Annotated in this window: 23 protein-coding genes; 1 reads left to right on the top strand and 22 read right to left on the bottom strand. The window is 67.2% G+C overall.

Annotation, left to right across the window (positions count from 1 at the left end; all coding sequences use genetic code 11):
* Positions 1–22: 22 nt before the first annotated feature.
* Positions 23–268 carry a carbon storage regulator gene (locus ACFVAJ_RS18125; protein WP_376946597.1) on the top strand — a complete coding sequence of 82 codons (246 nt, stop codon included), beginning with the start codon at positions 23–25 and terminating at the stop codon, positions 266–268.
* 6 nt (positions 269–274) lie between these two features.
* On the opposite strand, the gene fliW is transcribed toward ACFVAJ_RS18125, so the two are convergent.
* The 22 genes from fliW to ACFVAJ_RS18015 all read right to left on the bottom strand — a co-directional run bounded on the left by fliW (position 275) and on the right by ACFVAJ_RS18015 (position 19,163).
* Entirely contained in the window at positions 275–640 is a 366-nt protein-coding gene (gene fliW, locus ACFVAJ_RS18120; protein ID WP_376946594.1) for a flagellar assembly protein FliW, read from the bottom strand.
* Positions 637–1,521, bottom strand: coding sequence for a flagellar hook-associated protein FlgL (flgL, locus tag ACFVAJ_RS18115; RefSeq protein ID WP_376946591.1), 885 nt, complete (start codon positions 1,519–1,521; stop codon positions 637–639). Before flgL ends, fliW begins: the two co-directional genes overlap by 4 nt.
* Complete coding sequence (gene flgK, locus ACFVAJ_RS18110) at positions 1,521–2,930, bottom strand: flagellar hook-associated protein FlgK (protein ID WP_376946588.1); 1,410 nt, start codon at positions 2,928–2,930, stop codon at positions 1,521–1,523. The genes flgL and flgK overlap by 1 nt, the downstream gene beginning before the upstream one ends.
* The gene (locus ACFVAJ_RS18105; RefSeq protein ID WP_376946585.1) at positions 2,930–3,409 is read right to left on the bottom strand and encodes a flagellar protein FlgN; all 480 of its coding nucleotides are present in this window, start codon (positions 3,407–3,409) and stop codon (positions 2,930–2,932) included. The genes flgK and ACFVAJ_RS18105 overlap by 1 nt, the downstream gene beginning before the upstream one ends.
* 112 nt (positions 3,410–3,521) lie before the next feature.
* Positions 3,522–4,748 (bottom strand): hypothetical protein, encoded by a 1,227-nt coding sequence (locus ACFVAJ_RS18100; protein ID WP_376946582.1) that lies wholly within the window; start codon positions 4,746–4,748, stop codon positions 3,522–3,524.
* Between the two features lie 158 nt (positions 4,749–4,906).
* Positions 4,907–6,442: a CCA tRNA nucleotidyltransferase gene (locus ACFVAJ_RS18095; RefSeq protein ID WP_376946579.1), complete on the bottom strand. Its 1,536-nt coding sequence runs from the start codon at positions 6,440–6,442 to the stop codon at positions 4,907–4,909.
* 34 nt (positions 6,443–6,476) lie between these two features.
* On the bottom strand, positions 6,477–6,959 hold the full coding sequence (locus tag ACFVAJ_RS18090; RefSeq protein WP_376946576.1) for a septum formation initiator family protein: 483 nt from the start codon (positions 6,957–6,959) through the stop codon (positions 6,477–6,479).
* Positions 6,960–6,970: 11 nt separating this feature from the next.
* Positions 6,971–7,318 carry a hypothetical protein gene (locus ACFVAJ_RS18085; RefSeq protein WP_376946574.1) on the bottom strand — a complete coding sequence of 116 codons (348 nt, stop codon included), beginning with the start codon at positions 7,316–7,318 and terminating at the stop codon, positions 6,971–6,973.
* Between the two features lie 20 nt (positions 7,319–7,338).
* Complete coding sequence (locus ACFVAJ_RS18080; protein ID WP_376946571.1) at positions 7,339–8,982, bottom strand: RCC1 domain-containing protein; 1,644 nt, start codon at positions 8,980–8,982, stop codon at positions 7,339–7,341.
* 8 nt (positions 8,983–8,990) lie between these two features.
* Positions 8,991–9,650 carry a hypothetical protein gene (locus ACFVAJ_RS18075; protein ID WP_376946568.1) on the bottom strand — a complete coding sequence of 220 codons (660 nt, stop codon included), beginning with the start codon at positions 9,648–9,650 and terminating at the stop codon, positions 8,991–8,993.
* Positions 9,647–10,441: a hypothetical protein gene (locus ACFVAJ_RS18070; protein ID WP_376946565.1), complete on the bottom strand. Its 795-nt coding sequence runs from the start codon at positions 10,439–10,441 to the stop codon at positions 9,647–9,649. Before ACFVAJ_RS18070 ends, ACFVAJ_RS18075 begins: the two co-directional genes overlap by 4 nt.
* Positions 10,442–10,505: 64 nt before the next feature.
* Positions 10,506–10,751, bottom strand: a complete 246-nt coding sequence (locus tag ACFVAJ_RS18065) for a hypothetical protein (RefSeq protein WP_376946562.1) — start codon at positions 10,749–10,751, stop codon at positions 10,506–10,508.
* Between the two features lie 23 nt (positions 10,752–10,774).
* Positions 10,775–11,044 (bottom strand): hypothetical protein, encoded by a 270-nt coding sequence (locus tag ACFVAJ_RS18060; RefSeq protein ID WP_376946559.1) that lies wholly within the window; start codon positions 11,042–11,044, stop codon positions 10,775–10,777.
* Entirely contained in the window at positions 11,041–11,625 is a 585-nt protein-coding gene (locus ACFVAJ_RS18055; protein ID WP_376946556.1) for a hypothetical protein, read from the bottom strand. The genes ACFVAJ_RS18060 and ACFVAJ_RS18055 overlap by 4 nt, the downstream gene beginning before the upstream one ends.
* Positions 11,626–11,688: 63 nt before the next feature.
* A complete protein-coding gene (locus ACFVAJ_RS18050; protein WP_376946554.1) occupies positions 11,689–12,285 on the bottom strand; it encodes a hypothetical protein in 597 nt (198 codons plus the stop codon).
* A gap of 58 nt (positions 12,286–12,343) precedes the next feature.
* Positions 12,344–12,541: a hypothetical protein gene (locus tag ACFVAJ_RS18045; protein ID WP_376946552.1), complete on the bottom strand. Its 198-nt coding sequence runs from the start codon at positions 12,539–12,541 to the stop codon at positions 12,344–12,346.
* A gap of 59 nt (positions 12,542–12,600) precedes the next feature.
* On the bottom strand, positions 12,601–12,822 hold the full coding sequence (locus tag ACFVAJ_RS18040) for a hypothetical protein (protein ID WP_376946549.1): 222 nt from the start codon (positions 12,820–12,822) through the stop codon (positions 12,601–12,603).
* Positions 12,819–13,151, bottom strand: coding sequence for a hypothetical protein (locus ACFVAJ_RS18035; protein WP_376946547.1), 333 nt, complete (start codon positions 13,149–13,151; stop codon positions 12,819–12,821). The genes ACFVAJ_RS18040 and ACFVAJ_RS18035 overlap by 4 nt, the downstream gene beginning before the upstream one ends.
* 106 nt (positions 13,152–13,257) lie before the next feature.
* Positions 13,258–13,524 (bottom strand): hypothetical protein, encoded by a 267-nt coding sequence (locus ACFVAJ_RS18030; RefSeq protein WP_376946545.1) that lies wholly within the window; start codon positions 13,522–13,524, stop codon positions 13,258–13,260.
* Positions 13,525–13,639: 115 nt separating this feature from the next.
* Positions 13,640–13,846: a hypothetical protein gene (locus tag ACFVAJ_RS18025; RefSeq protein WP_376946543.1), complete on the bottom strand. Its 207-nt coding sequence runs from the start codon at positions 13,844–13,846 to the stop codon at positions 13,640–13,642.
* Positions 13,847–13,907: 61 nt separating this feature from the next.
* Positions 13,908–14,339 carry a hypothetical protein gene (locus tag ACFVAJ_RS18020; RefSeq protein WP_376946541.1) on the bottom strand — a complete coding sequence of 144 codons (432 nt, stop codon included), beginning with the start codon at positions 14,337–14,339 and terminating at the stop codon, positions 13,908–13,910.
* Between the two features lie 63 nt (positions 14,340–14,402).
* Complete coding sequence (locus ACFVAJ_RS18015; protein WP_376946538.1) at positions 14,403–19,163, bottom strand: N-6 DNA methylase; 4,761 nt, start codon at positions 19,161–19,163, stop codon at positions 14,403–14,405.
* Between the last annotated feature and the right edge of the window lie 48 nt (positions 19,164–19,211).

Here is a 19,211-nt window from a genome sequence, read left to right as displayed (position 1 = left end):
TACTGCGAAGGAAGGAGGGGTCATGCTGATCCTCACAAGGAAATTCGGTGAGCAGATCCTCATCGGTGACGACATCGTGGTCACCGTGCTCGGTGACCGCTCCGGCGGTCAGGTGCGGCTGCAGATCGACGCGCCCCGAAACATCAAGATCCTCAGGCCCGAACTGCTCGACGAAGTCGAACGCCAGAACCGCGAGGCCGCATCCGAACAGAACCTCGACAAGCTGCTCGCCACCGTTCAGGTGCCGAGAGCTCCGATCGGTCGCTGACCGACGCTACACGCCGGCTGCAAGCGGGGCCCTCACCGGGAACCCCTGGCCGTCGAGGATCACCTGCAGTGCCCGGTCTTCGAACACGATCACCGGAGCGAGAAGGTTCACGGTGAGCTCACCAGCACCCGAGTTCGCGATGACGAACACCTCGACCTCGTCCGCGGCCGCGCCGATCGCTTCCAGATCGAGCTCGTCGAACTCAGGCTGGTAGGTGGGCAGATGGTCCGCTGCTGCGAGGGCGTACACGCCCACACCGGGCTCCCACTCGAAGCGGTACAGCCCGTCAGCGCCTTCCACCTCCTCGAGCTGGTAAGTGATGTTCTCACCGAGGCCGGACATCGGGGCGATGAAGGAAAGCTGACGGGTCATCTGAGGTACTCCATGAGGTTCAGTTGGGTGGCGCGTGCGGTGACGGACAGTGTGGTTTGGTAGATCAGTTCCTGCATCTGCAGGTCGCCGACGACCTTCGTGATGTCGATGTCTTCGATGCCGGAACGCTGGGATTCCAGTTCGACCGTTCTGGTGGCCAGAGCCTCCTGAGAGGTCAGCACATTCGAATGGCGTGAGCCGACGGTCGCCTGGGCGTTGCGGACCTGCTCCGCGTACGTGTCGATCTCCCCGATGCGGGACTTCACGTTCACGCCGGCGCGAAGGTCGGCGGCGATTCCGTCCAGTAGAGCGAACATGCTGGCTGGGCCGGCGCCGAACACGCTCTGCCCATCGGCGTCGACGCGGACGGTCTTCTGGTCTGCGATTCGGCGCTCAACGGTGGATCCGGGAACCCCGTTGAAGGTGTAGTTCTGCTCGAACGCTGCCGACTGGTCGGTGGTTCCGGCGAACACGAACCGGCCCTGGTACTGGGTGTTCGCCTCCTTCAGCAGCGAGTCGCGGATCGCTTCGAGCTCCGATGCGATCGCCTCCTTCGCCGCGGCGGACATCGAGCCGTCGTTCGCGCCCTGGATGGTGAGGTCACGCGCTCTAGTGAGGAGGGAGTCAACGGACATGAGGCTCGAGTCGAGCGTCGTCAGCCAGCCGATACCGTCCTGGATGTTCCGGGTGTGCTGCTGGCTTGCAGCCTGAGAAGCTCGGATCGCGACCGCGTTCGCAGTCCCCGAAGGGTCGTCGCTCGGCCGGTTCAGCTTCCGGTAGGTGGTCGCCTGGTTCTGCAGCTCGGCGTACTGCCCTGCGGCGGCCATCATGTTGCGAGCGGCTTGCGCCTGCCGCATGACCGAAGTCGTTCTGGTGATCATCAGCGGCCCACGAGTCCTGTCTTGTTGATGAGGGTGTCGAGCAGTTCGTCGACCGCGGTCATGACGCGGGCGGCAGCCTGGTAGGCGGTCTGAGCTTCGACGATGTTGAGGTTCTCCTCGTCGAGGTCGACACCGCCCTGCGACTGCTGCGCGTTGAACGCGTTCACCGAAGCGATCTCGGCGAGGGTCGCCTGCCGTTTCTCCGCCTGGGTGACGACGCCGACACCGGTCACGAACGTCGACCAGATGGTGTCCGCAGACCCAGGGCCCTTCCCTGCTTGGCTGATCTGATCGGCGATCGATCCGTCGAGCGGTCCGCCGCCGACCTTGCCTGCTGCGATCTCGTTCACGTTCGTCGGGATGACCTCGAGGCTGAGCGCTGCAGGGGCGCCGGGGGTGATCCGGAAGAAGTCGAGCCCGGTGGTGCCGTTCGGTGTCGAACCGGTCTGGTGGATCGCGTTCACGGTCGCTGCCAGTGCGGTGGCGACGTCGTTGAACGCCTGCGCGGCCTGGTCGAGCGCGCCGCCCTGTGCTGCAGGGAGGAGGACGTTCAGGTTGGCGCCGAGCTCCCCGCCGGAGAGCGGGATCGCGAGGCCCGGGTGCTTGGCCCATTCCAGCTGGACGGTGTCGCCCATCTTGGTTCCGCCGACGATCTTGACGGCGTTGAAGTCGGAGCCGGAGACGAGCGGGTTCCCGCCGATCAGGACGTCGATTGATCCGTTCTCCCGGTGGACGGTCTGCCCGCCGGCGATCTGCGAGACGGCGGTTGCGAGCAGGGCCCGCTTGTCCATGAGTTCGTTGACGGATCCGCCGGCGGCGGCTGCGGAACGGATGAGGTCGTTGAGTTCTGCGATCTGACGGCCGATGTTGTTGAGCTCGTCGGCGGAGGTGCCGACGGTCGCCCGGACACTGGTCCACTGTTCGTCGACACCTCGGTACCCTTCGGCGATCTGACCGGCGATCACGTTCGCCTGCTCGATGACGACGCCGGCGGCGGCCGGCTGGCCGGTGTTGTTCGAGAGGTCCGCCCATCCGGACCAGAACTTGTTCAGCGCGGAGCTGAGCCCGTTCTCGCCAGGTTCGTTGAGGCGGGTCTCGAGGGTGTGCAGCGCTTCGGCGCGGACGCCGTGGAAACCGTAGCTGGATGCGGCCCCTCGGACACGGTTGTCGAGGTGGATGTTCCCCAGACGGGAGATGCTGTCGACGGTGACTCCGCCTCCGGGCGTCGGGAGCGGCTGCGAGAAGAGGCCGGCACGCCCGACGGAGGGGTTGGATGACAGGTCGATCCGCTGTCGGGTGTACCCGGGGGTCTTCGCGTTGGTGATGTTCTGGCCGGCGACGTCGAGGCCCATCCTCGCGGCGGTCAGTCCGAGGAAGGCGGTGTTCAGCCCTGCGAATGTCGATCCCACTACATCTCCTTGTCGATGAGGCGGGCGGCTCCGCGCCCGTTGTCCGTGATGCCGCGAGCGTTGTAGGTGCTCGGGGAGGCGGTGCTGTCGGCCAGGGTTTCCTGGGTGGCGCGGAGCGCGCCTCGGATGAGCTGCTCGTTCGAGCTGCGGATCGCTTCGACTTCGGTGACGATCTGGGCGAGGCCTGCCGCGTGGGCGTTGAGGATCTCGGCCCACGGCCCTTCTGGTGCGTGCTCGGCGAGTTCGCGGAGCCCGCATTCCGGCGGTGCTTGCCACTCTGCGGCGACGCCGTCGAGTTCGACGGCGCGGGCGAGCCCGACTCGGCCGAGCCGGTTCTGGACGGCGTCTACTTCCTGGGTTGAGCGGTTCAGCCACCGGGAATTCCCGGAAGCGAGCAGCATCTGTTCGACCTCGAGCTTGAACAAGAGGACGTCGAGGAGCTCGCGTTCCTCCCAGAGGAGGGCGGATGCCTCATGCATGCCCAACGTCGCCTACCCTTCGTTCACCGGCGTGCCGGCGATGCGGGGGCCGGCAGCTCACCGGTGACTATCGGTCAGGCGGCGTGGTTCGTTAGGCGGCGACGACGGCCGTTCAGGTGCGGGAGCGGAAGTCGTTCAGCAGGTCGAGCGCGTTCATGAGACCCTCCGTGGTGATGCTGTCGGCGGCTGATGCTGCGATCGCGGCGGAGTTGATGATCTCGACGATCTCGTCGACGATGTCGTTCTTGGAGGCGTAGCCGAGGCGGAGCATGTGGTCGGCGAATGCGACGACTTCGGCTGCTTCGCCGGCTTCCCATTCGCGCAGATCGGTGGGTCCGTTGAGACCGGTGGCGATCGCGGAGATCATACTGTCGCGGCCCGGGTGCGCGGGCCCGGCGAAGAGGTCTTCCTGGTGGACGGCGGGTTGTTCGGGTGCGGCTGCGGTGTTCACCGGGGCAGCCACCTCGGCGGGCTGGTCGACGGGCTCTGCCCCCGGCTCAGCCGGGACGACCAGCACTTCGCGAGTGTCCGGGCCGTCACCTGCGCCGACGACGTCACCGGCGATCTCCTCCGGGTCCAACGGGGCGACGGACAGGCCGAGCATCGTGTCGACCACCTTCAGCCAGCGGGCCATGGTGTCCAAGGACTGCTGATCGCCGGTCTTCGCCTGCTCGATGATGCGAGCGACGTCGTCAGCACTGTGCATGGATCGGGCGTGGGTGAGCGCGAGCTGCAGCCGGTCTTCGTCGGTGGGTGCGCCCTCGGGGATGAGGTCGAGCACCTGCTCGTCCATCCCGATCGCCGAGTACGCCGGAGCTTCGCGGCGCGCATCACTGGGGTCGTACTGCGGCTTCGGGAGGTCCTCGTCGGCGATGAGGTCGGTCGTGAACCCATGAGTCCACCGCTCGGAGATTGTGTCGTCCTCTTCGAGCGGCGCCACTCCCGGGTCGGTGAAGTCGACGAACGGTTCCGCAGGCGCTGCGACCGGTGGTGCGGGGTTCCAGGAGGTCGTCGCGACAGCATCCTCTGCGGTGCCCGCGAGCTCGAGTGCCGCGGCTTCGGCGTCTTCGACGGTCCCCGGCTGCGACTGCATCGCGGCGACGCGAGGGTAGAACTTCATGTCGTCGAGGTCGTCGCCTTCCTCGTACACCTGCGGTTCCGGGTTCGGGAGCGCAGCCTTGGGGGCGAACGCCTCGTAGGCGGCCGGGGCGGGCTGCATCACCGGCGCAGGTGCTGCGCTGGTGACACCGGCCCACGGGTTCGTCGGCGCCGGCTCGGGAGCGGCCTGTTCCTGTTTCGCCTTCTTCTTCCGGGGCTGGACCACCTTGAACATGCTCAACGGGCCACCTCCGACGTGATGAGCGGCCGTCCTTGACGTGATGCGGCAAGGAATCTCTCAAGCTCGAGGGTCTGCTCGAGGGTCGACGAAACGGTGGGCTGTGCAGGTGTGGTGACGGTCACGCCTGTTACATGCGCGGGCAGGGCCCGGATCGCGGTTCAGTCGCGATCGGCCGACACCAGGTACTCGTCAAGCCAGGCGAGAGCTCCGGCCACGTCGGAGAAGACGTCCCGATCCTGAGCGTCCTGCGACTCCGTCAGGATCGTGCGGAACGACTCCCCGGGGCGAAGGCCGCGCTTGATGAGGTGCTCCCCGCGCAGCAGGCGCGGAGATGTCGCCGTGTCACCGAGCTGCTCGTACAGAGCGAGCCATTTCGCGGTCGGGGTCGGCTTCGATCCGGCTCCGCGGCCGCCGTGGTCGGCGTCGACGACCGCCGCCCATTCGATGACCGGAACATCGCCGAGACGGCGAGACAGCTTCCGGACGGCGTACTTCGATGGGTTCGCCCCGACGCTTGCCGGTCGCATGTGCTCGCGGACGATCGTGCCGACCCATTCCGCGGTCTGCTTCGGCGCGCCGATCGACAGGAGGAACTCTCTCGCCTGCCCGGCGCCGACGTGCTCATGCTCATAGGAGGTGATCCGCCCGCCGCGAGTCTCAGTAGTCGCGGGCTTCCCGATGTCGTGAAGCAGCGCGGCGAGCACGACCCGCTCGCGGGCTTCGTCGTCGAGCTGGTACCGGTCGGCTGCTTCGACGGCCGCGTCGGCAGACATCCCAAGGTGGGTGAACACGTCTCCTTCCGGGTGCCAGTGCGGGTCCTGCTCGCATCCACGGGTCGCTGCGAGTGCAGGGAAGTGGCGGAGCCACCCGGTCCGTTCGAGCACCTCGAGCGCGCGGGACGGCTTCCGGCCGGCGCGGGCGAGCTTCCGGAACTCCTGCCACACCCGTTCGGTGGCGAGCTCGGAGAACGTGTCGGAGATCGACTCGGCAAGCTCTGCGGTGTCGTCGGCGAGTTCCAGGTCGAAACGGGCGGCGAACTGCACCGCGCGGAGCACTCGGAGCGGGTCTTCAGAGAATGCTTCTGAGGTGTGGCGGAGGATGCCGTCGTGCAGGTCGTTGACGCCGCCGAACGGGTCGACGAGTTCACCTGTGGTGGGGTCGAACCCGATGGAGTTCACGGTGAAGTCGCGGCGCGCGAACGCTTCGACTTCCCCGATTGACGGGTCGAACTCGACAGTGAACCCGCGGTACCCGGCGCCGGTCTTCGAGTCGCGGCGAGGGAGCGAGATGTCGAAGTCCTCTCCGTGGGCGACAGCTTTCAGGACGCCGAAGCTGACGCCGACCTCGTCGACCTTCACACCTCTGGCGGTGAGCTCCTCCTTGATCCTGCCGAACCCGTCGACATTGTGGACTTCGATGTCGACGTCCTTCGGCGTGCCGCCCGGGTTCTTCAGTGCGTCGCGGACGGCGCCGCCGACGATGAGCGGTTGTCCGCCGGCGGCGCGGCAGGCTTCGAGGACGAGTTCAGCTGCGCCGGTGAGCGCGATCAGCCCGGGTGCCGGGCATCGGTGCGGTGCACCGAGGATCCGGTCAGTGCTGCAGTTGCGGCAGGAGGTCGTCTGCACGGGGATGCTTGCCTCCGGTCGGGTGTGGGTTCGGTCGAATCGGCCGAGGGTGTCGCGCTGGTAGTCCATGCACCTTATATGCGCGGCGGAATGCTGACGCCTTCTACCCTGCCGGCGGCGCTGTCTCCTCAGGTGCGAGCCCGGCGTCGAACACGTCGCCGAGCAACGTCTCAGCCCAGTCAGGTTCGGTGCGGGTCAGATCGGAGGAGATGGGAGGCAGCTCCTTCGGTTTGTCGTTCTCCGGCCGGTTGTCGACCACCAGGTACAGCGTCTCCCCCGGCATCGCATAGAACAGCCGGTCACGGGCCTGCGACTCGACGTGGTCCGGGTCGTTCCACTGGTCGAGGCTTCTCTGCAGCTTCGCGAGGTGAGTGGACTCCGTCGCGATCTCGTCGGTGGAGTCTGCAATCGAGATCCGCTGGTTGATGAGGACCGCGGCGGTGGGTCCGAGGATGAACACTGCGACCACGGCGATAGTCAGTGCGAGGTACCCGTTCGGCCAGCTGAGTTTCAGGGTCCACCGTCTCCGTGCTGCCAGCAGCTTCTTGCGGAATGCCGGCAGCAGGCGGAGCGGGTTGGAACTCACAGCGTCAGGGGTCAGCCCTGCACGAGCATCGGGTAGCTCATCCGCTCTTCGACGACCGCGAGGATGTCGCGAGGGTCGGGGCGGTCCTCCTGCTCGAGCAGCCACCGAAACTGCTCGAGCAGGTCTTCCCGTTCGGTTTTCAGCAGCTCCCACTCTTCGTCTTCGAGGAAGCATTCCGGGTCGATCTGATGACCGTACTCGGCGTAATCATCGATCACGGAGTCGAGCGCCTCTTCCGGGGTCTCGAACACGCGCTCGTGGCCGCGCGGCTGCGGTTTCGAGTCATCGGATTCGAAGCCCATCACGACGACGAACCCCGTCGGCACGCGCCTCACGAGCCAGAAGTTGTCAGCAGACACAGGTGTTTCCTTTCGGTGGGTCAGCGTCCGAACGACGCGAACGGGGTGTAGCCGGGTGCGTTGACGGTGGTCGTCGTGGCGACGATCGTGGGTCGGGCGACGTCAGCGTTGGAGCCGACTCCCGCCTGCCCGTGGCTGTTCTCGCCCCAGGAGTAGAGCCGCCCCTTCCAATCGACGGCGTACCCGGTGGCTGGGCCGACGGCGAGGTGCTTCAGGCGGAGCGCGCCTGCGGTCTGGACGGGGGTGCCGGAGGGTGCGGTGTCAGCGTTCCCGAGTTGTCCTGCGCTGCCGCCGCCCCAGCAGGAGACGTGACGGTGGTCGTCGAGTGCGCAGGCGAACCCGTCACCGACCGCGAGCTCGACGGCAGGCCGCTCAAGTGCGACGCGGGCGGGGGCGCTGTTACCTCCCCAGCAGGAGACATTGCTGTCGGTCGTGAGTCCGCAGGCTGTTCCTGGTCGGACGGTGAGACTCGTGAACCGGTCACCGCCGGCGACGCGGGACAGCCGCCCGTTCTGCTCGCCGCCGCCGCCGAACCCGTCAAGGCACCAGGCTGCGCGGTCACCGTCGAGCGCGCAGAGCTTCCCGTCGGTGCTGAACGAGCCGACGGTCAGGCGGAGGTTCTTGTCGGCGCGGGTCGGGGAGATCCGGCCGGATGCTTCGTCGCGGCCCCAGCAGAGGAGGCCGCCTGCGTCAGGGTCGCCCGGGGCGGCGATGCCGCAGGTGGTGCTGGCGCGGGTTTCCAACCAGACGAACTTCCGGTTCCCGTCGGTCGTGACCGGCTGTCCGGCCTGCCCGACCTCACCGTTGCCGACCTCACCGTCAGCGTTGTCGCCCCAGCACATGCCGACCTGGTCGGTGCGGATCCCGCAGATGGTTCCGGAGTCGACGGACAGGCTCGTGAATCGGTGCCCGCCGAGGACCGGTGTGGGGCGGTTCACCTCTCCGTTTCCGACGCCGAGTTGCCCGGCGGTGTTCGGGCCCCAGCAGTACGCCTGTCCGACGTTGTCGAGTGCGCAGACTCCGGCGACGCCGGGATTGGTCTGCTCGGCGTAGAGCGTGGTGAAATGCCGGCCGGCGGGGACGGCTCCCATGTCCACCCGGGTCGGCGCCGAGCGTCCGGTCGCGCTGCCGTCGCCGACGGTGGCGCCGGTGCACCAGGGGACGCCTGCTGTGTCGAGGATGCAGGCGCGGTCCGGGCCGGTGGCGATCGAGTTGTCTCCGGTTGCGAACCTGCCTTCGACGACCCGGTCGACGCTCCCCCAGGTCGGCGCGCCTTCGTTCGTGTACCCGGTGATGTGGGTGCCGGCCGAGGAGCTGAGGTCCCGGGTTTCCGTGGTGGTCTTTCCGGTGCGGTCGACAGCTTCCAGGGTCATCTCCTGACCGCCTGCTTCGCCCTTCGCAACGGTCACCGACACGTCCACCCCGTTGATCGAGACGGGGTTCGTGGAGGCTGGGACTCCGGCGTTCAGTTCCGCGACGTACTGCGAGTAGCGGGCGTCGATTGCTGACTCCATGCGGATGACATCACCGGAGGTGCGCTGCTCGGAGATGGTCGCGACAGCGGTCGCGGCAAGTGCGGTGGCGATCACTGCGGCGATCGCGACGACCGGGACGACGCTGAGCGCGGAGCCGCGTTCGGACCGGAGAAGGGTTCGGATGTTCATCTGCTTCCTCACGGTGCGACGAAGGTGGACGTGCCGGATGCGGCGCCGTTCAGGACGGACATCCGGGCGGCGTTCTCGACGAACACCGTGTCGACGGACGGTTCGGGGAGGGAGATCCCGGCGGTGATGTGCGCGGTCACCCGTTTCACGGCGGAGCTCGACCATTTCACTTCGCTGACTTCAGCGGGTCGGTCGCCGGGGTTGAGGGCCAGCTGGTCGGCGGTGCGGGTGAATGCTCGGCCGCCGATGTTCTCGTAGCCGAACGGGTCGGCGTCGGCGACATCGGTGAACAGGGTGGCAGCGGATGCTTCAGCGACGGTGCCGAGGCATCCGGTCGGTGAGGTGCCGCCACCTTCGGTGAACGTGGTCTCCGTGAGGGTGAGGTCGAACCGGTCGTGTTCGGCGGGTTTCACCGCCCAGAGCGATTCGATGCAGCGGCCGTCACGTTCGATGACGAACGTGACCTGTCGCTCACCTGGTCGGACGCCTTGCGCGTCGGAGACGTCGGCTCGCCACCTTGCTTCAGCGGCGACCTGCTGGGAGTGATGCTTCGCGGTGGTGTCGGTGTGGAGCTTCAGGAATGCGGCGCCGGCGAGGCCCCCGGTGACCACGACCATCGCGGCGGTCGCGAGCGCTGTGGATGCTGTTTGAGAGGCGGAGAATCTCATCGGGCTCCCTCGTACAGGGTGAACCGGGACAGGTGTGTTTCGGAGCCGGTGATGCGGACTTCGATGTCGGCGCCGGCCGGCGCGAACACGGACCCGTAGAAGTACGTGTCGTCCGTCTCGTCGTAGAGGACTGCTTCGAGGATGTTGCCGTCGACGACGAACTGGATCTCCCCGACTCCTGAGGCGTGGTCGAGCTTCACGACGTACCGGGTCTCGCCGACGTCAGGTGATGTGAACACGGTGAGCGTCCCTTGGCTCACGGTTGCGCCGGAACCGTCGGTGATCTGTGCTGGGCTGAAGTCAGCCCCGATCGGTGCGGTGACGATGCCGGGGTCGGCGTTCGCGACGGATGCGCTGGCAGTGAAGCAGGACAGCTCTCGGATGTCAGGGTCGGTGCAGTCTGCGCCGTCGGCGATGGGGACGGCGACGTTGAGCCGGGAGATCCCGGTCAGATCCTCACGCCAGCGGTGCACCTTGACGGTGTCCTGTCCGATGACCGCGTCGGCGGTGACGCCTTCGCCTGCTGGGACGGTTGAGGGGTTCCGGGACATCGTGGCGGCTTCGGTTCGGGCCCATGACGCACGCGCGCTCTGGGTGGCGGTGTCGCTGACCGACCCTTCGACGGCTACTCCGACCGCGATGACACCTGCGACGGCAGCGGCAGCGAGTCCGAGCCCTGCGGCAACGTCGATGAGCGGCCAGCCTCTGCGGCGGCCGCCGCGTCGGAGTGGGCTCCCCATGCCGGTCCTTCCGTCGGTGTTCCTAAAGTGCTGCCGGGCTGTCGGTCTCACCCGGGGTTGGTGGTGCTGGTCTTCTGTTCACTGTCGGCTGCGACGTGGTGTTCGTCACCCCCGTTCAGCCGAGCGCGCGAGCGTCGGCGATGAACGCCTCGCGGGCGCTGTCGTCGCCGAGCAGGAAGTCGTCGACGTACCGCTGCCCGAACTCGATCCGGTACGCGGCGACGCGAGGCGAGTCGGGGATGTCGAGTCGTTCGAGGAGCCGGTCCGACCAGATCTCGAGCACCTCGATGAGCTTCGTTTCGAGGTCGGCTTCGGTGTACTTGAGAGTGTCGGTGTCGTCGATCGCGGTGCTGTTCTTCACACCCTCTTCATGCGCGGACGGCGTCATCGGGCTGCCTCGTAGAACCCCTGGTTGACGATCGCCCAGATGATCAGGGTCGCGAACGCGATGGAGCACAGCGCTGCGAGTCGTGGCGGCCACCACTTCTTGCCGAGGGTCGCGAGCTCCGCGATCACGCAGACCACCACGATCACGAACGCAGCGAACGCCCACCACACCATCGCAACGGTGAGCTCGTCGAACGGGTAGCCGGGCAGGAACGGCAGCGGGAAGCTGTCCCCGTGCGCGATCGCTGAGGCTGTCAGCCACTTCATCGTTGCGAGATCACCGTTCGGAGCCGGACGTTCTCGATCAGGGCGTCGGAGAGCTCCCCGTCACCGTTGCATTGGACGTAGATGGAAGCGCCGACTGCGGCTCTGGGGACAGCTCTGATGGTCAGGTAGCTGTGGTCGGATTCGACCGTCATGGTTTCGACGTGGCGGGGGCTGGTCTGGTCGTTGAACTTGATGCGGCGGTCAACCTGAGGTTCCGCTCGCACCCAGTTCTTCAGCCATGCTTCGGTGCTCTTCTCGTCGTCGCCGATGAGTGCCAGCGCCTCCCCTTGGAGCGGCCAAGTGGCGACTTCCGCCCAGCACCATCCGTCAGCGGACTCGAACCGTCGGAACATGTCGGTTTTCGCGTCGGTGTCCTCCACCCAGAGGGGCTCCTGGTCGAGGGTGGTTTCCACCGTGATGCTGCCGGTGCCGTGGATCAGGTTGCCGGCGCTGAAGGTGAGGTCGACGATGTCCTCTTCGTCTTTCGGGGTGGTCCACGACCAGACGATCGAGAGGAGCAGCACGAGTGACAGCGTTGTGGCGACGATGACGAAGACTGCTCGTCCGGTCTGCTTCTTCATGCTGCAGTCGGCTTCCTGGGGTGTGGCGGGTGGGTCATCTGGAAGCCATGCGGCGAAGACGTTCTATTCGACGTTCAGGTGGGTGGTGACGTAGGCAAGGGCTGCGTCGGCGTCCGCGCCGGGCTGGCAGTCTAGGTCGGCGAAGGTGGTGACGTTGACCGATGCGAACACTCGGGCGATCGTCGCCCAGTGCGCCCCGTCCGGGTCGCCGCCGGACACCTGCCGGTATTGGGCGGCGCCGTCCCCGTATGGGACGTTGACGTCTTTCGCGGCCTTCGTGATCTTCGGTTCAGGGGCTGAGTACAGGTGCGCGAGGTACCGGTCGGTGGTGGCTCGGTCGTCTTCGTCGACGGTGACGGATGCCGGCACGGACCCGTTGTGGACGGTGACGACGCACTGCCCGGTCGGGTCGGTGTACGCGCGGACCCCCGTATAGGTGCCGTTCAGCATCCACCCGTCGTCACCGGCGATGGTGTCGACGAGCTCGGGGGTCGCGTTGTCGGGGAGTGCGGCGCCGCCGGCGAAGCTGAGGTCGAGGTCGTGGACGGCGGGTTCCGGGGTTGCGGTCTGCCCCGGCAGTTCGACGGCAACGCAGCCGGTGAGCGCGAGGGTTCCCGCTGTGAGCGCCGTAATCGCGGCGATGCGGGCTGATGGGGGCATGTCGGTGGATCTCCGGGTGCACGTGCGGGACACCTGGAAGTCATGCGGCGACGAGGCCTCAGATCCGCCGTTCCCGGCGGAGTCGAGCGGCGATCGCGAACACCGGGAGCGCGGCCAATGCGACGATTCCGAATGCTGCGGCGAAGAGGACCGCCCAGCCGACGACGAGGATGCTGAGGACGGCGAAGACTGCCCAGCCGGCCGCTGCCGCGAGGGCGACTCCTGCGGAGGTGAGTGCGTTTTTCAAGGTTCCCATGTGCTCGTTGGTGTGCGGCGAGGCGGGGCCCGGTGTTGGACTCCGCCTCGCCTGTCTGGTTACTCCAGGGTGTCGGTCATCTCGTCGACTGCGACGCCTTCAGCCTCGGTCGCGTCGCCGGCCTCAACAGCGAGGGCCCACGCACCCTGCGCTGCGTAGAGCGCCTCGCTGACGTCGTCGCCGCCGGTGACCTGGTGGTTGCCTTCGATCACGCCGACCACGACGGGCACGTCGTTCACCCAGAGACCGATGACGGTGTACCAGCCACCGTCGGCGCTCATGCAGCCTCCTCGATGTCGTACGGGCCGTCGTGCTCGACTCCGTTGCGCTCGGCGAGCCGGCGGAGTGCTTCGATCCCCTCGAAGCTGAGGTCGCCGACGTCGACGCCCATGAGGTGCACAGCCATGCTGGTCAGGTTGTCCGACAGGTCGGCGCCGTGCTCATCGTTCGCGCCGAGCGCGAGGAGGCAGAGGTAGCCGAACCGAGCGAACTGCTCGTCGGTGATCCTCTCGCCGTCGAAGTCATCGACGGTCAGGGTGCGGACGTTCTCACCGCGCATCCGGGCGAGGAACTCGGGGTCGAGAGTGATGGTCGAGTTGTCGTTCTTCATGTCACTTACATGCGCGGAACCGGCCATTTCTGACCGATTCCGGCTGGCCGTTCGGCCGCTAGCGACATCTGCCGGACACCCGTTGCGTCGGGCGCGGCGGGAGCGCCTAGGCCTCCTCATCCTCGTCATCATCGCCTCCGCACACCTCGCAGAGCTCGTCCGGGTCTCCCGGAACAGCGGGACGGCCGCCGCAGCCGTGGCACGGGCTCCCCAGGATCTCGTCGTGGGTCAGGCTCTCGTGGATCGACGCGAGCGCGGCGTCGACGACACCCCTCCTGCCGAACATCGAGACGATCTTCGCCTCTTCGAAGCCGAGCCGGGCGGTGAACGTCGACCCGTCGGAGAGCTCGACTTCGACGGTCATCTTCTTCACGTATTCGTTCGTCATGGAACGTTCATGCGCGGGCTGCGGACTCGTCCCCTCCGCCGGCCTGGCGGACAAGCACCGGCCTACTGAAGGCCATCAACTTCAGCAGACCGGTGTTCGGCTAGAGGCCGGCGTCGGTTCGGCTCGCCTTGACAGCGTCTGCGATCAGTGCGCGGACATCCTCGATCCGGATGTCGCCCCGATCGATCGCAGCGTCGATCGCGCCGTAGCCGGTGGATCCTTCTTCGGTGAGCTCGAATGCGATCGTGTCCGGGTGAGGGACGGTGTGCGAGCGGCTGGGCGTCTCGTCATTCAGTGCTTTCTCCATGACACCTTCATGCGCGGCGGTCAGCTGTTCGGGTACTCCGCCAGCCCCTTCGTGAGGGTCCTTACGGGCGTGTCTCCGTCCACCCGCAAGCGGTGCAGCGACCCGAGCGGATCGTGCCCTTGCGGCGCTTGCCGGTCACCTGTGCGACGGTCAGGCAGGGGTCGGTGTCCGCGTGGATGGAGCAGAGCATCGTCGTGGTGGACCTGTCCGAGTTCACCGCGCAGGCGCATCCGTCTTCGCGCGGGATGTACCGTGCGACGTGCCCGCCGGGCCCGAACTTGGCGTAGCCGGTGCGGCCGTCGTCAGCGCGGACCGGGAAGCGGAACCACGGCAGACCGAACTGGTTCGGGTCGTCCTCGCGGGGGCCGGTCACAGTGACGTCGAGCCCGCGATAGTGCAGGCGGTCCCCTTCTGCGACTGTCTCAGCGGCGGCGTTCTCGGTCGCGGTGAGACGCTCCGTCTCGGGGCGCTCCTGGTCGGTTTCTCTCTTCATGCCACGTTCATGCGCGGCGGCCGAGGTGGGCGCCGTAGTTCCAGCGCCCACCTCGGGTGACCGTTACGCGTCCACGAGCTCGCCCTGTGCGGGCTCCTCCTCGGCGGGCACCGTGGCGGCCAGGCGCTCTTCAGCTGCGGCGGTCATCGCCGCTTCGATCGCGGACAGGTCGAGCTCGGCGGCCATGAGCGCGTCGCCGTGCTCGAACGCGGCGCCGTTCACGAGCTCGTCGCAGCGGGCGGCATCCGCCTCGTAGCGGTCAGCGGAGCTGAGCGCGGACGACACCTGCCGGGCGGAAGCCTCGATCCACGAGTCCACGTCGGCACGGATCAGCTCAGCCAGGTTCTCCACCTTCAGACGGAGGTGCCCTCGGTTGTACTGCTGCTGGCCGGCTTCACGGTACCCGTGGCAGATCTTCACCTTCACGCCGGGCTCCTTGTCGCCGTAGTGGTCGGTCTGCACGGACAGGCGAAGGCCTCGGTAACGGGTGTCGAACCAGCTGTCGCTTGCCTTCATCCGCTTCGCGAAGTCCTGCAGCATGTCGAGCTCGACAGGTCGCACCTCGTCGACCTTCTCCATCGCCTCAGCGCGGGTCTTCGCCTTCACACGCATCCGCTCGGCGTCCGACCGGAGGCGCTTCGCGTCGCCGGTGAGGCGGTTGATCGACTGCATCCACACGGAGCGGAGCGTACGGAGACGCTTCACCTCGGCGGCGAGCTCGGCGTGGCGGAGGAGGTCAGGGTTGCCGGTCGCGAGCGCCTTCACCTCGGCGTAGTTCAGGACGGCATCCGAGACGTCTTCGATCTCACGGATCGTGCCGGAGGACACGTACATCTGCGAGATGAAACGCTGCTTCCGCTCAAGCGCCTGCCACATGTACGACGCGAACGACCCCTCGGTGATGTACCGGTAGATGTCGACGTGCGCGTTCCGGTTGCCCGGGCGGAGGGCCCGGCCTTCACGCTGTTCGATGTCGGACGGGCGCCACGGGGCGTCCAGGTGGTGAAGCGCTTCGAGGCGGGTCTGAATGTTCGTGCCGACACCGACCTTCTCGGTCGAACCGATCAGCACCGACACGGCACCTTCGCGGCACTGCGCGAACAGGTATGCGCGGGCCTTGTCGGTGGTCGCATCGTGGATGAACCGGATCCGGTCAGCCGGGACGCCGCGACCGATCAGCTCGGCGCGGAGACGGCCGTACGACTGCCCGTCGCGGCCGTTCGGGGTGCCGATGTCCGAAAGGACCAGCTGGAACGACCCGGGCGTCTCCGAGGAGCCGTAGAGACGGTCCTTGCCGGCGTGGTAGTGCTCGGAGATGCTGTCGGCGGCAGCGGCGATCGCGACGGACTTTTCGAGGAGCCCGACAAGCTCGGGGTCGAGCGCGACGCGGCGGCCGTCGTTGCAGACCATCAGCATGTTGTCCTGCACGTCGCCGATCTTGTTCTTCGTGCCGTTGCGGATGTCGTCTGCTCGCTTCGACAGGTCGAGCACGAACCGGTGCTGCGCCTTGCCCTGCTTGACGACGACGTTGTGCCAGGTCGCGTCGGGGCGCTCAAGGCCGATCTCCTCGGCGGTGATGAGGTCGGCGACCTCGGCGAGCATCAGGCGGAGCTCGGGGACGTTCTGCATCGCGGCGGGGCGGCGGTACAGGCGGAACGAGCCGCCGTCCGGGGAGACTTCCACACGGGTTTCGTACTTCACGAACACCGCAGCCCACGGGTCGAACTGGTGGACGTCGGCGGCGCGGAGACGGTCAGGCTGAAGGTACTTCTGCCAGACGAACGTCTCGGCGAGCGTGTTGGACCACGGGGTGCCGGTGTACATCGCGACGATCGGGCGGCCGGGCTTCCGCTCGGCGAGCGTTTCGATCTTCAGCAGCAGGTCGGTGGCGCGCTTCGACGAGCCGAGGGAGAACCCTTCTGCGCGGACGGGGCCGAGCGACAGGCGACGGTACCCGTGGGCTTCGTCGATCGACAGGTGGTCGATGCCGAGCTGTTCGAACGTGATCTGGTCGGCGTCGCCGGTGTTCCGGCGGAGCGCTTCGATCTTCTGCTCGAACGATCGGACCTGCGAGGCGACACGCTTCGCGCCGGCTCGGCTGCCGCCCTGCGAGCGGAGGAAGTCGCGAAGCTCCCACTTCTGCTCCTGCAGCCACCGCTCTTCGGACTCCGCGTTGACGCTGATCGACGTGAACGCCTGCTGGGTCATCACGACTGCGTCCCAGTCACCGGTTGCGCACCGGGCAGCGAACAGTCGACGGGACGTCTTCGCGAGGTCGTCCTTCGACGCGATGAGGAACTTCCCGGTCGGGTACGTCTGCTGCGCCTCACGGGCGATCTGGTCGAGAAGGTGGTTGGGGACGACGATGAGCGGCTTCCGGGCGAGACCCATCCGGCGGAGCGTCATGGCCCCGCCGATCATGCTCTTGGTCTTCCCCGAGCCGACGGGGTGGCCGATCAGAACACGCTCGGACGAGATGACCCGGTCGACGGCGTCGCGCTGCCACGCCCACAGGTTCACGGACTCGTCCATGCCGGGGAACGTCAGGTAGGCGCCGTCGCCGCGGCGGACGACATGGGAGTTGAACCGCTCGTTGTACGTCTTCACGAGACGGGCGGCGCGGTCGGCGTCCTCCCACACCCACACGGCGAACCGCTCCTGGATCGCGCGAAGCTTCTCCTCAGCGGCAAGGGTCTGCTGCTGGTTCTTCCGCTTCACGTACGAGCCGCGCTCGGGATCGTAGACGTCGTCGTTGACGATCGGCGACTTGCCGTTCAGGCCGTGTTCGAGGAGCTTCGTTGCGTCGAAACGATCCACACCGTAGGTGAGCTGCGCGGAACGCTCCGCGAGCCCTTCGACCTCCCAGAGGGCGACGGCAGGGGTGTACGCCACGGATGCCTGACGACCGAACACGTCGAGCGTGAAGGCGGCGATGACGTCCGGACCGATCCACGGGGCGCCGAGCTGGACGCTGATCTCCACCGGGCCGAGGTCGGCCGGCATGACCTCCTGCAGCGCGGCGACGTTCCGCTGGTACTCGGGGTCGCGGGAAGCGGCGCGCTCGGCGGCGGCCAGCTTCTCTCGGACGTTCCCGGACAGGTAGTCGCGGGCAGTGACGACCTCCCCGGTCTCAGGGTCCCGGTAGACGAGTCCGCCGAGCTGAGCGGCGACGTCCTCAGGGTCGACGTCGAGCAGTTCCGCGATGCGATCCAGGTCGAGTCGGCCGGACTCGCCGAGCGCGATGGACAGCGCTTCCTCGGGGGTGTCTGCGGACGTCACCGGGTCGGGGTGCGCGCCGACACGTCGGAGGAGGATCGGTGCGGGCTCGGCGATGCCGGTGTCCTGGTCGAAGTACTCGAGCGCGATCACCTTCACGTAGTCGGGGTCGCTGCGGAACCCGCCCATCGTCGGGCGGCGCCACACGAACGTCGGCTCCCCAGTTTCCGCGTCGGGCTTCCCCTCGCTCTTCGTGCCACGGTTCAGCGCGCCGTACTTCTTCACGTACGCCTCGTACAGCGCGAGAGCTTCCTCGCGTGCCGGGGTGATCGCGTAGTCCGGCATGTTCGGGCTGGATTCGAGGTCGATCAGCTTGGATGCGGCGTCGCGCAGCGGGATCAGCATGCGGAGCTCGGCGTTGTTCCGGTGGTCGGTGAGCTTGCCGCCGACGACCTTCTGGATCGCGCCGTCGACGACGTGGAACGAACCTTCCTTTCGGCCGTCCCCGTCTTCGAGGATGACGTCTTCGAGGTTGTCGACCAGCTTCGCGGCGGTCGGGATGACGTGTGCGGAGACTGCTGCGGCCGCAGCGGCGATCGCGGCATCCGGGGCGGCGGTCACGACACGGAGCGGCGCCTGGTTGAATCCGGTGGCTTCCATGGTGCCGGCGACGTGGTCGGGGTGCTCGGCGAAGTACGGGGACACCTCCACGGTGTCTTCGCCGGTGGTGACGGTGTGCTTGACGGGGACGAGCTGCTTGCCGTAGCCGCCGTAGTAGGTGGCGACGTTCTGCTCTACGACGGGGTTCTTCCAGCCGGTGAAGCGGTTGTCGTCGTGCTTCCGGATGACGAGGATGTCGGCGACGACGGCGGTCCCGTCGAACGTGTTCGACGGGAGGCGGACCGCGCCGACCAGGGCGCCGAAGTCCTTGATCTTGTCGAGTGCGGCGGCGTCCATGATGAACCGCGAGGTGACGACGATGACGTACCCGCCGCGCTTGACGGCTTCGAGGCTGCGGAGGATGAAGTACTCGTGCAGGCTGGACGCGGAGATGTCGTCCTCACTGGTGTAGACGCCGCCCTTCGCGAACGGGACGTTGCCGACGACCGCGTCGAACGAGTCGTCGCGGAACATCACTTTCTGCAGCGGCTTCGCGTGGATTTCGGCTTCGGGGTGAAGGATGCGGGCGAACGCTGCGGCGGTCGGGTCGATCTCCACACCGGTCCAGCTGATGTCGCCGAGGTCCGCGGGGGCGTGGCTCATGAAGTTGCCGGAACCGCAGCCGGGCTCGAGGATTCGGCCGCCGTTGAACCCGGTGGCGCGGAGGATTTCGAACACCGCCTGGGTGACGGTCTCGCCGGTGTAGAAGGACGTGTCGATCACGTCGAGCGCCTTCGAGAACGCGTTCTGGTTCAGGAGGTCGTCGATCTCGTCGGCGACCTTCGCCCACCCGCCTTCCGGGGTCGTCGCGAATGCGGGCGCGAGCGGACCCCATCCGGGCCATCGAACAAGGGCGTCCCGCTGCTCAGCGGTCGGGGTGGCGCCGTCGAGCTCCTTCAGGGTGCGGAGGGCGTTCAGGGCGGTGTTCGCGAGGGTCAGCGTGGTCAAAGCGTCAGCATCCGTTTCGTGTCATGTCTTCTTGGGTCGGTGAAGACA

Source organism: Agromyces sp. NPDC057679 (assembly GCF_042799635.1).
Lineage (GTDB): Bacteria > Actinomycetota > Actinomycetes > Actinomycetales > Microbacteriaceae > Agromyces.
The sequence above is the reverse complement of the archived record's forward strand: the minus strand, read 5'-3'. Positions and strand labels throughout refer to the sequence as shown.

Bases quoted from the DNA above. Each gene is read 5' to 3' on its own strand.
- ACFVAJ_RS18125 (WP_376946597.1), top strand. From the start codon at position 23: ATGCTGATCCTCACAAGGAAATTCGGTGAGCAGATCCTCATCGGTGAC.
- fliW (WP_376946594.1), bottom strand. From the start codon at position 640: ATGACCCGTCAGCTTTCCTTCATCGCCCCGATGTCCGGCCTCGGTGAG.
- flgL (WP_376946591.1), bottom strand. From the start codon at position 1,521: ATGATCACCAGAACGACTTCGGTCATGCGGCAGGCGCAAGCCGCTCGC.
- ACFVAJ_RS18105 (WP_376946585.1), bottom strand. From the start codon at position 3,409: ATGCATGAGGCATCCGCCCTCCTCTGGGAGGAACGCGAGCTCCTCGAC.
- ACFVAJ_RS18095 (WP_376946579.1), bottom strand. From the start codon at position 6,442: ATGGACTACCAGCGCGACACCCTCGGCCGATTCGACCGAACCCACACC.
- ACFVAJ_RS18080 (WP_376946571.1), bottom strand. From the start codon at position 8,982: ATGAACATCCGAACCCTTCTCCGGTCCGAACGCGGCTCCGCGCTCAGC.
- ACFVAJ_RS18075 (WP_376946568.1), bottom strand. From the start codon at position 9,650: ATGAGATTCTCCGCCTCTCAAACAGCATCCACAGCGCTCGCGACCGCC.
- ACFVAJ_RS18060 (WP_376946559.1), bottom strand. From the start codon at position 11,044: ATGAAGTGGCTGACAGCCTCAGCGATCGCGCACGGGGACAGCTTCCCG.
- ACFVAJ_RS18055 (WP_376946556.1), bottom strand. From the start codon at position 11,625: ATGAAGAAGCAGACCGGACGAGCAGTCTTCGTCATCGTCGCCACAACG.
- ACFVAJ_RS18050 (WP_376946554.1), bottom strand. From the start codon at position 12,285: ATGCCCCCATCAGCCCGCATCGCCGCGATTACGGCGCTCACAGCGGGA.
- ACFVAJ_RS18045 (WP_376946552.1), bottom strand. From the start codon at position 12,541: ATGGGAACCTTGAAAAACGCACTCACCTCCGCAGGAGTCGCCCTCGCG.
- ACFVAJ_RS18040 (WP_376946549.1), bottom strand. From the start codon at position 12,822: ATGAGCGCCGACGGTGGCTGGTACACCGTCATCGGTCTCTGGGTGAAC.
- ACFVAJ_RS18035 (WP_376946547.1), bottom strand. From the start codon at position 13,151: ATGAAGAACGACAACTCGACCATCACTCTCGACCCCGAGTTCCTCGCC.
- ACFVAJ_RS18025 (WP_376946543.1), bottom strand. From the start codon at position 13,846: ATGGAGAAAGCACTGAATGACGAGACGCCCAGCCGCTCGCACACCGTC.
- ACFVAJ_RS18020 (WP_376946541.1), bottom strand. From the start codon at position 14,339: ATGAAGAGAGAAACCGACCAGGAGCGCCCCGAGACGGAGCGTCTCACC.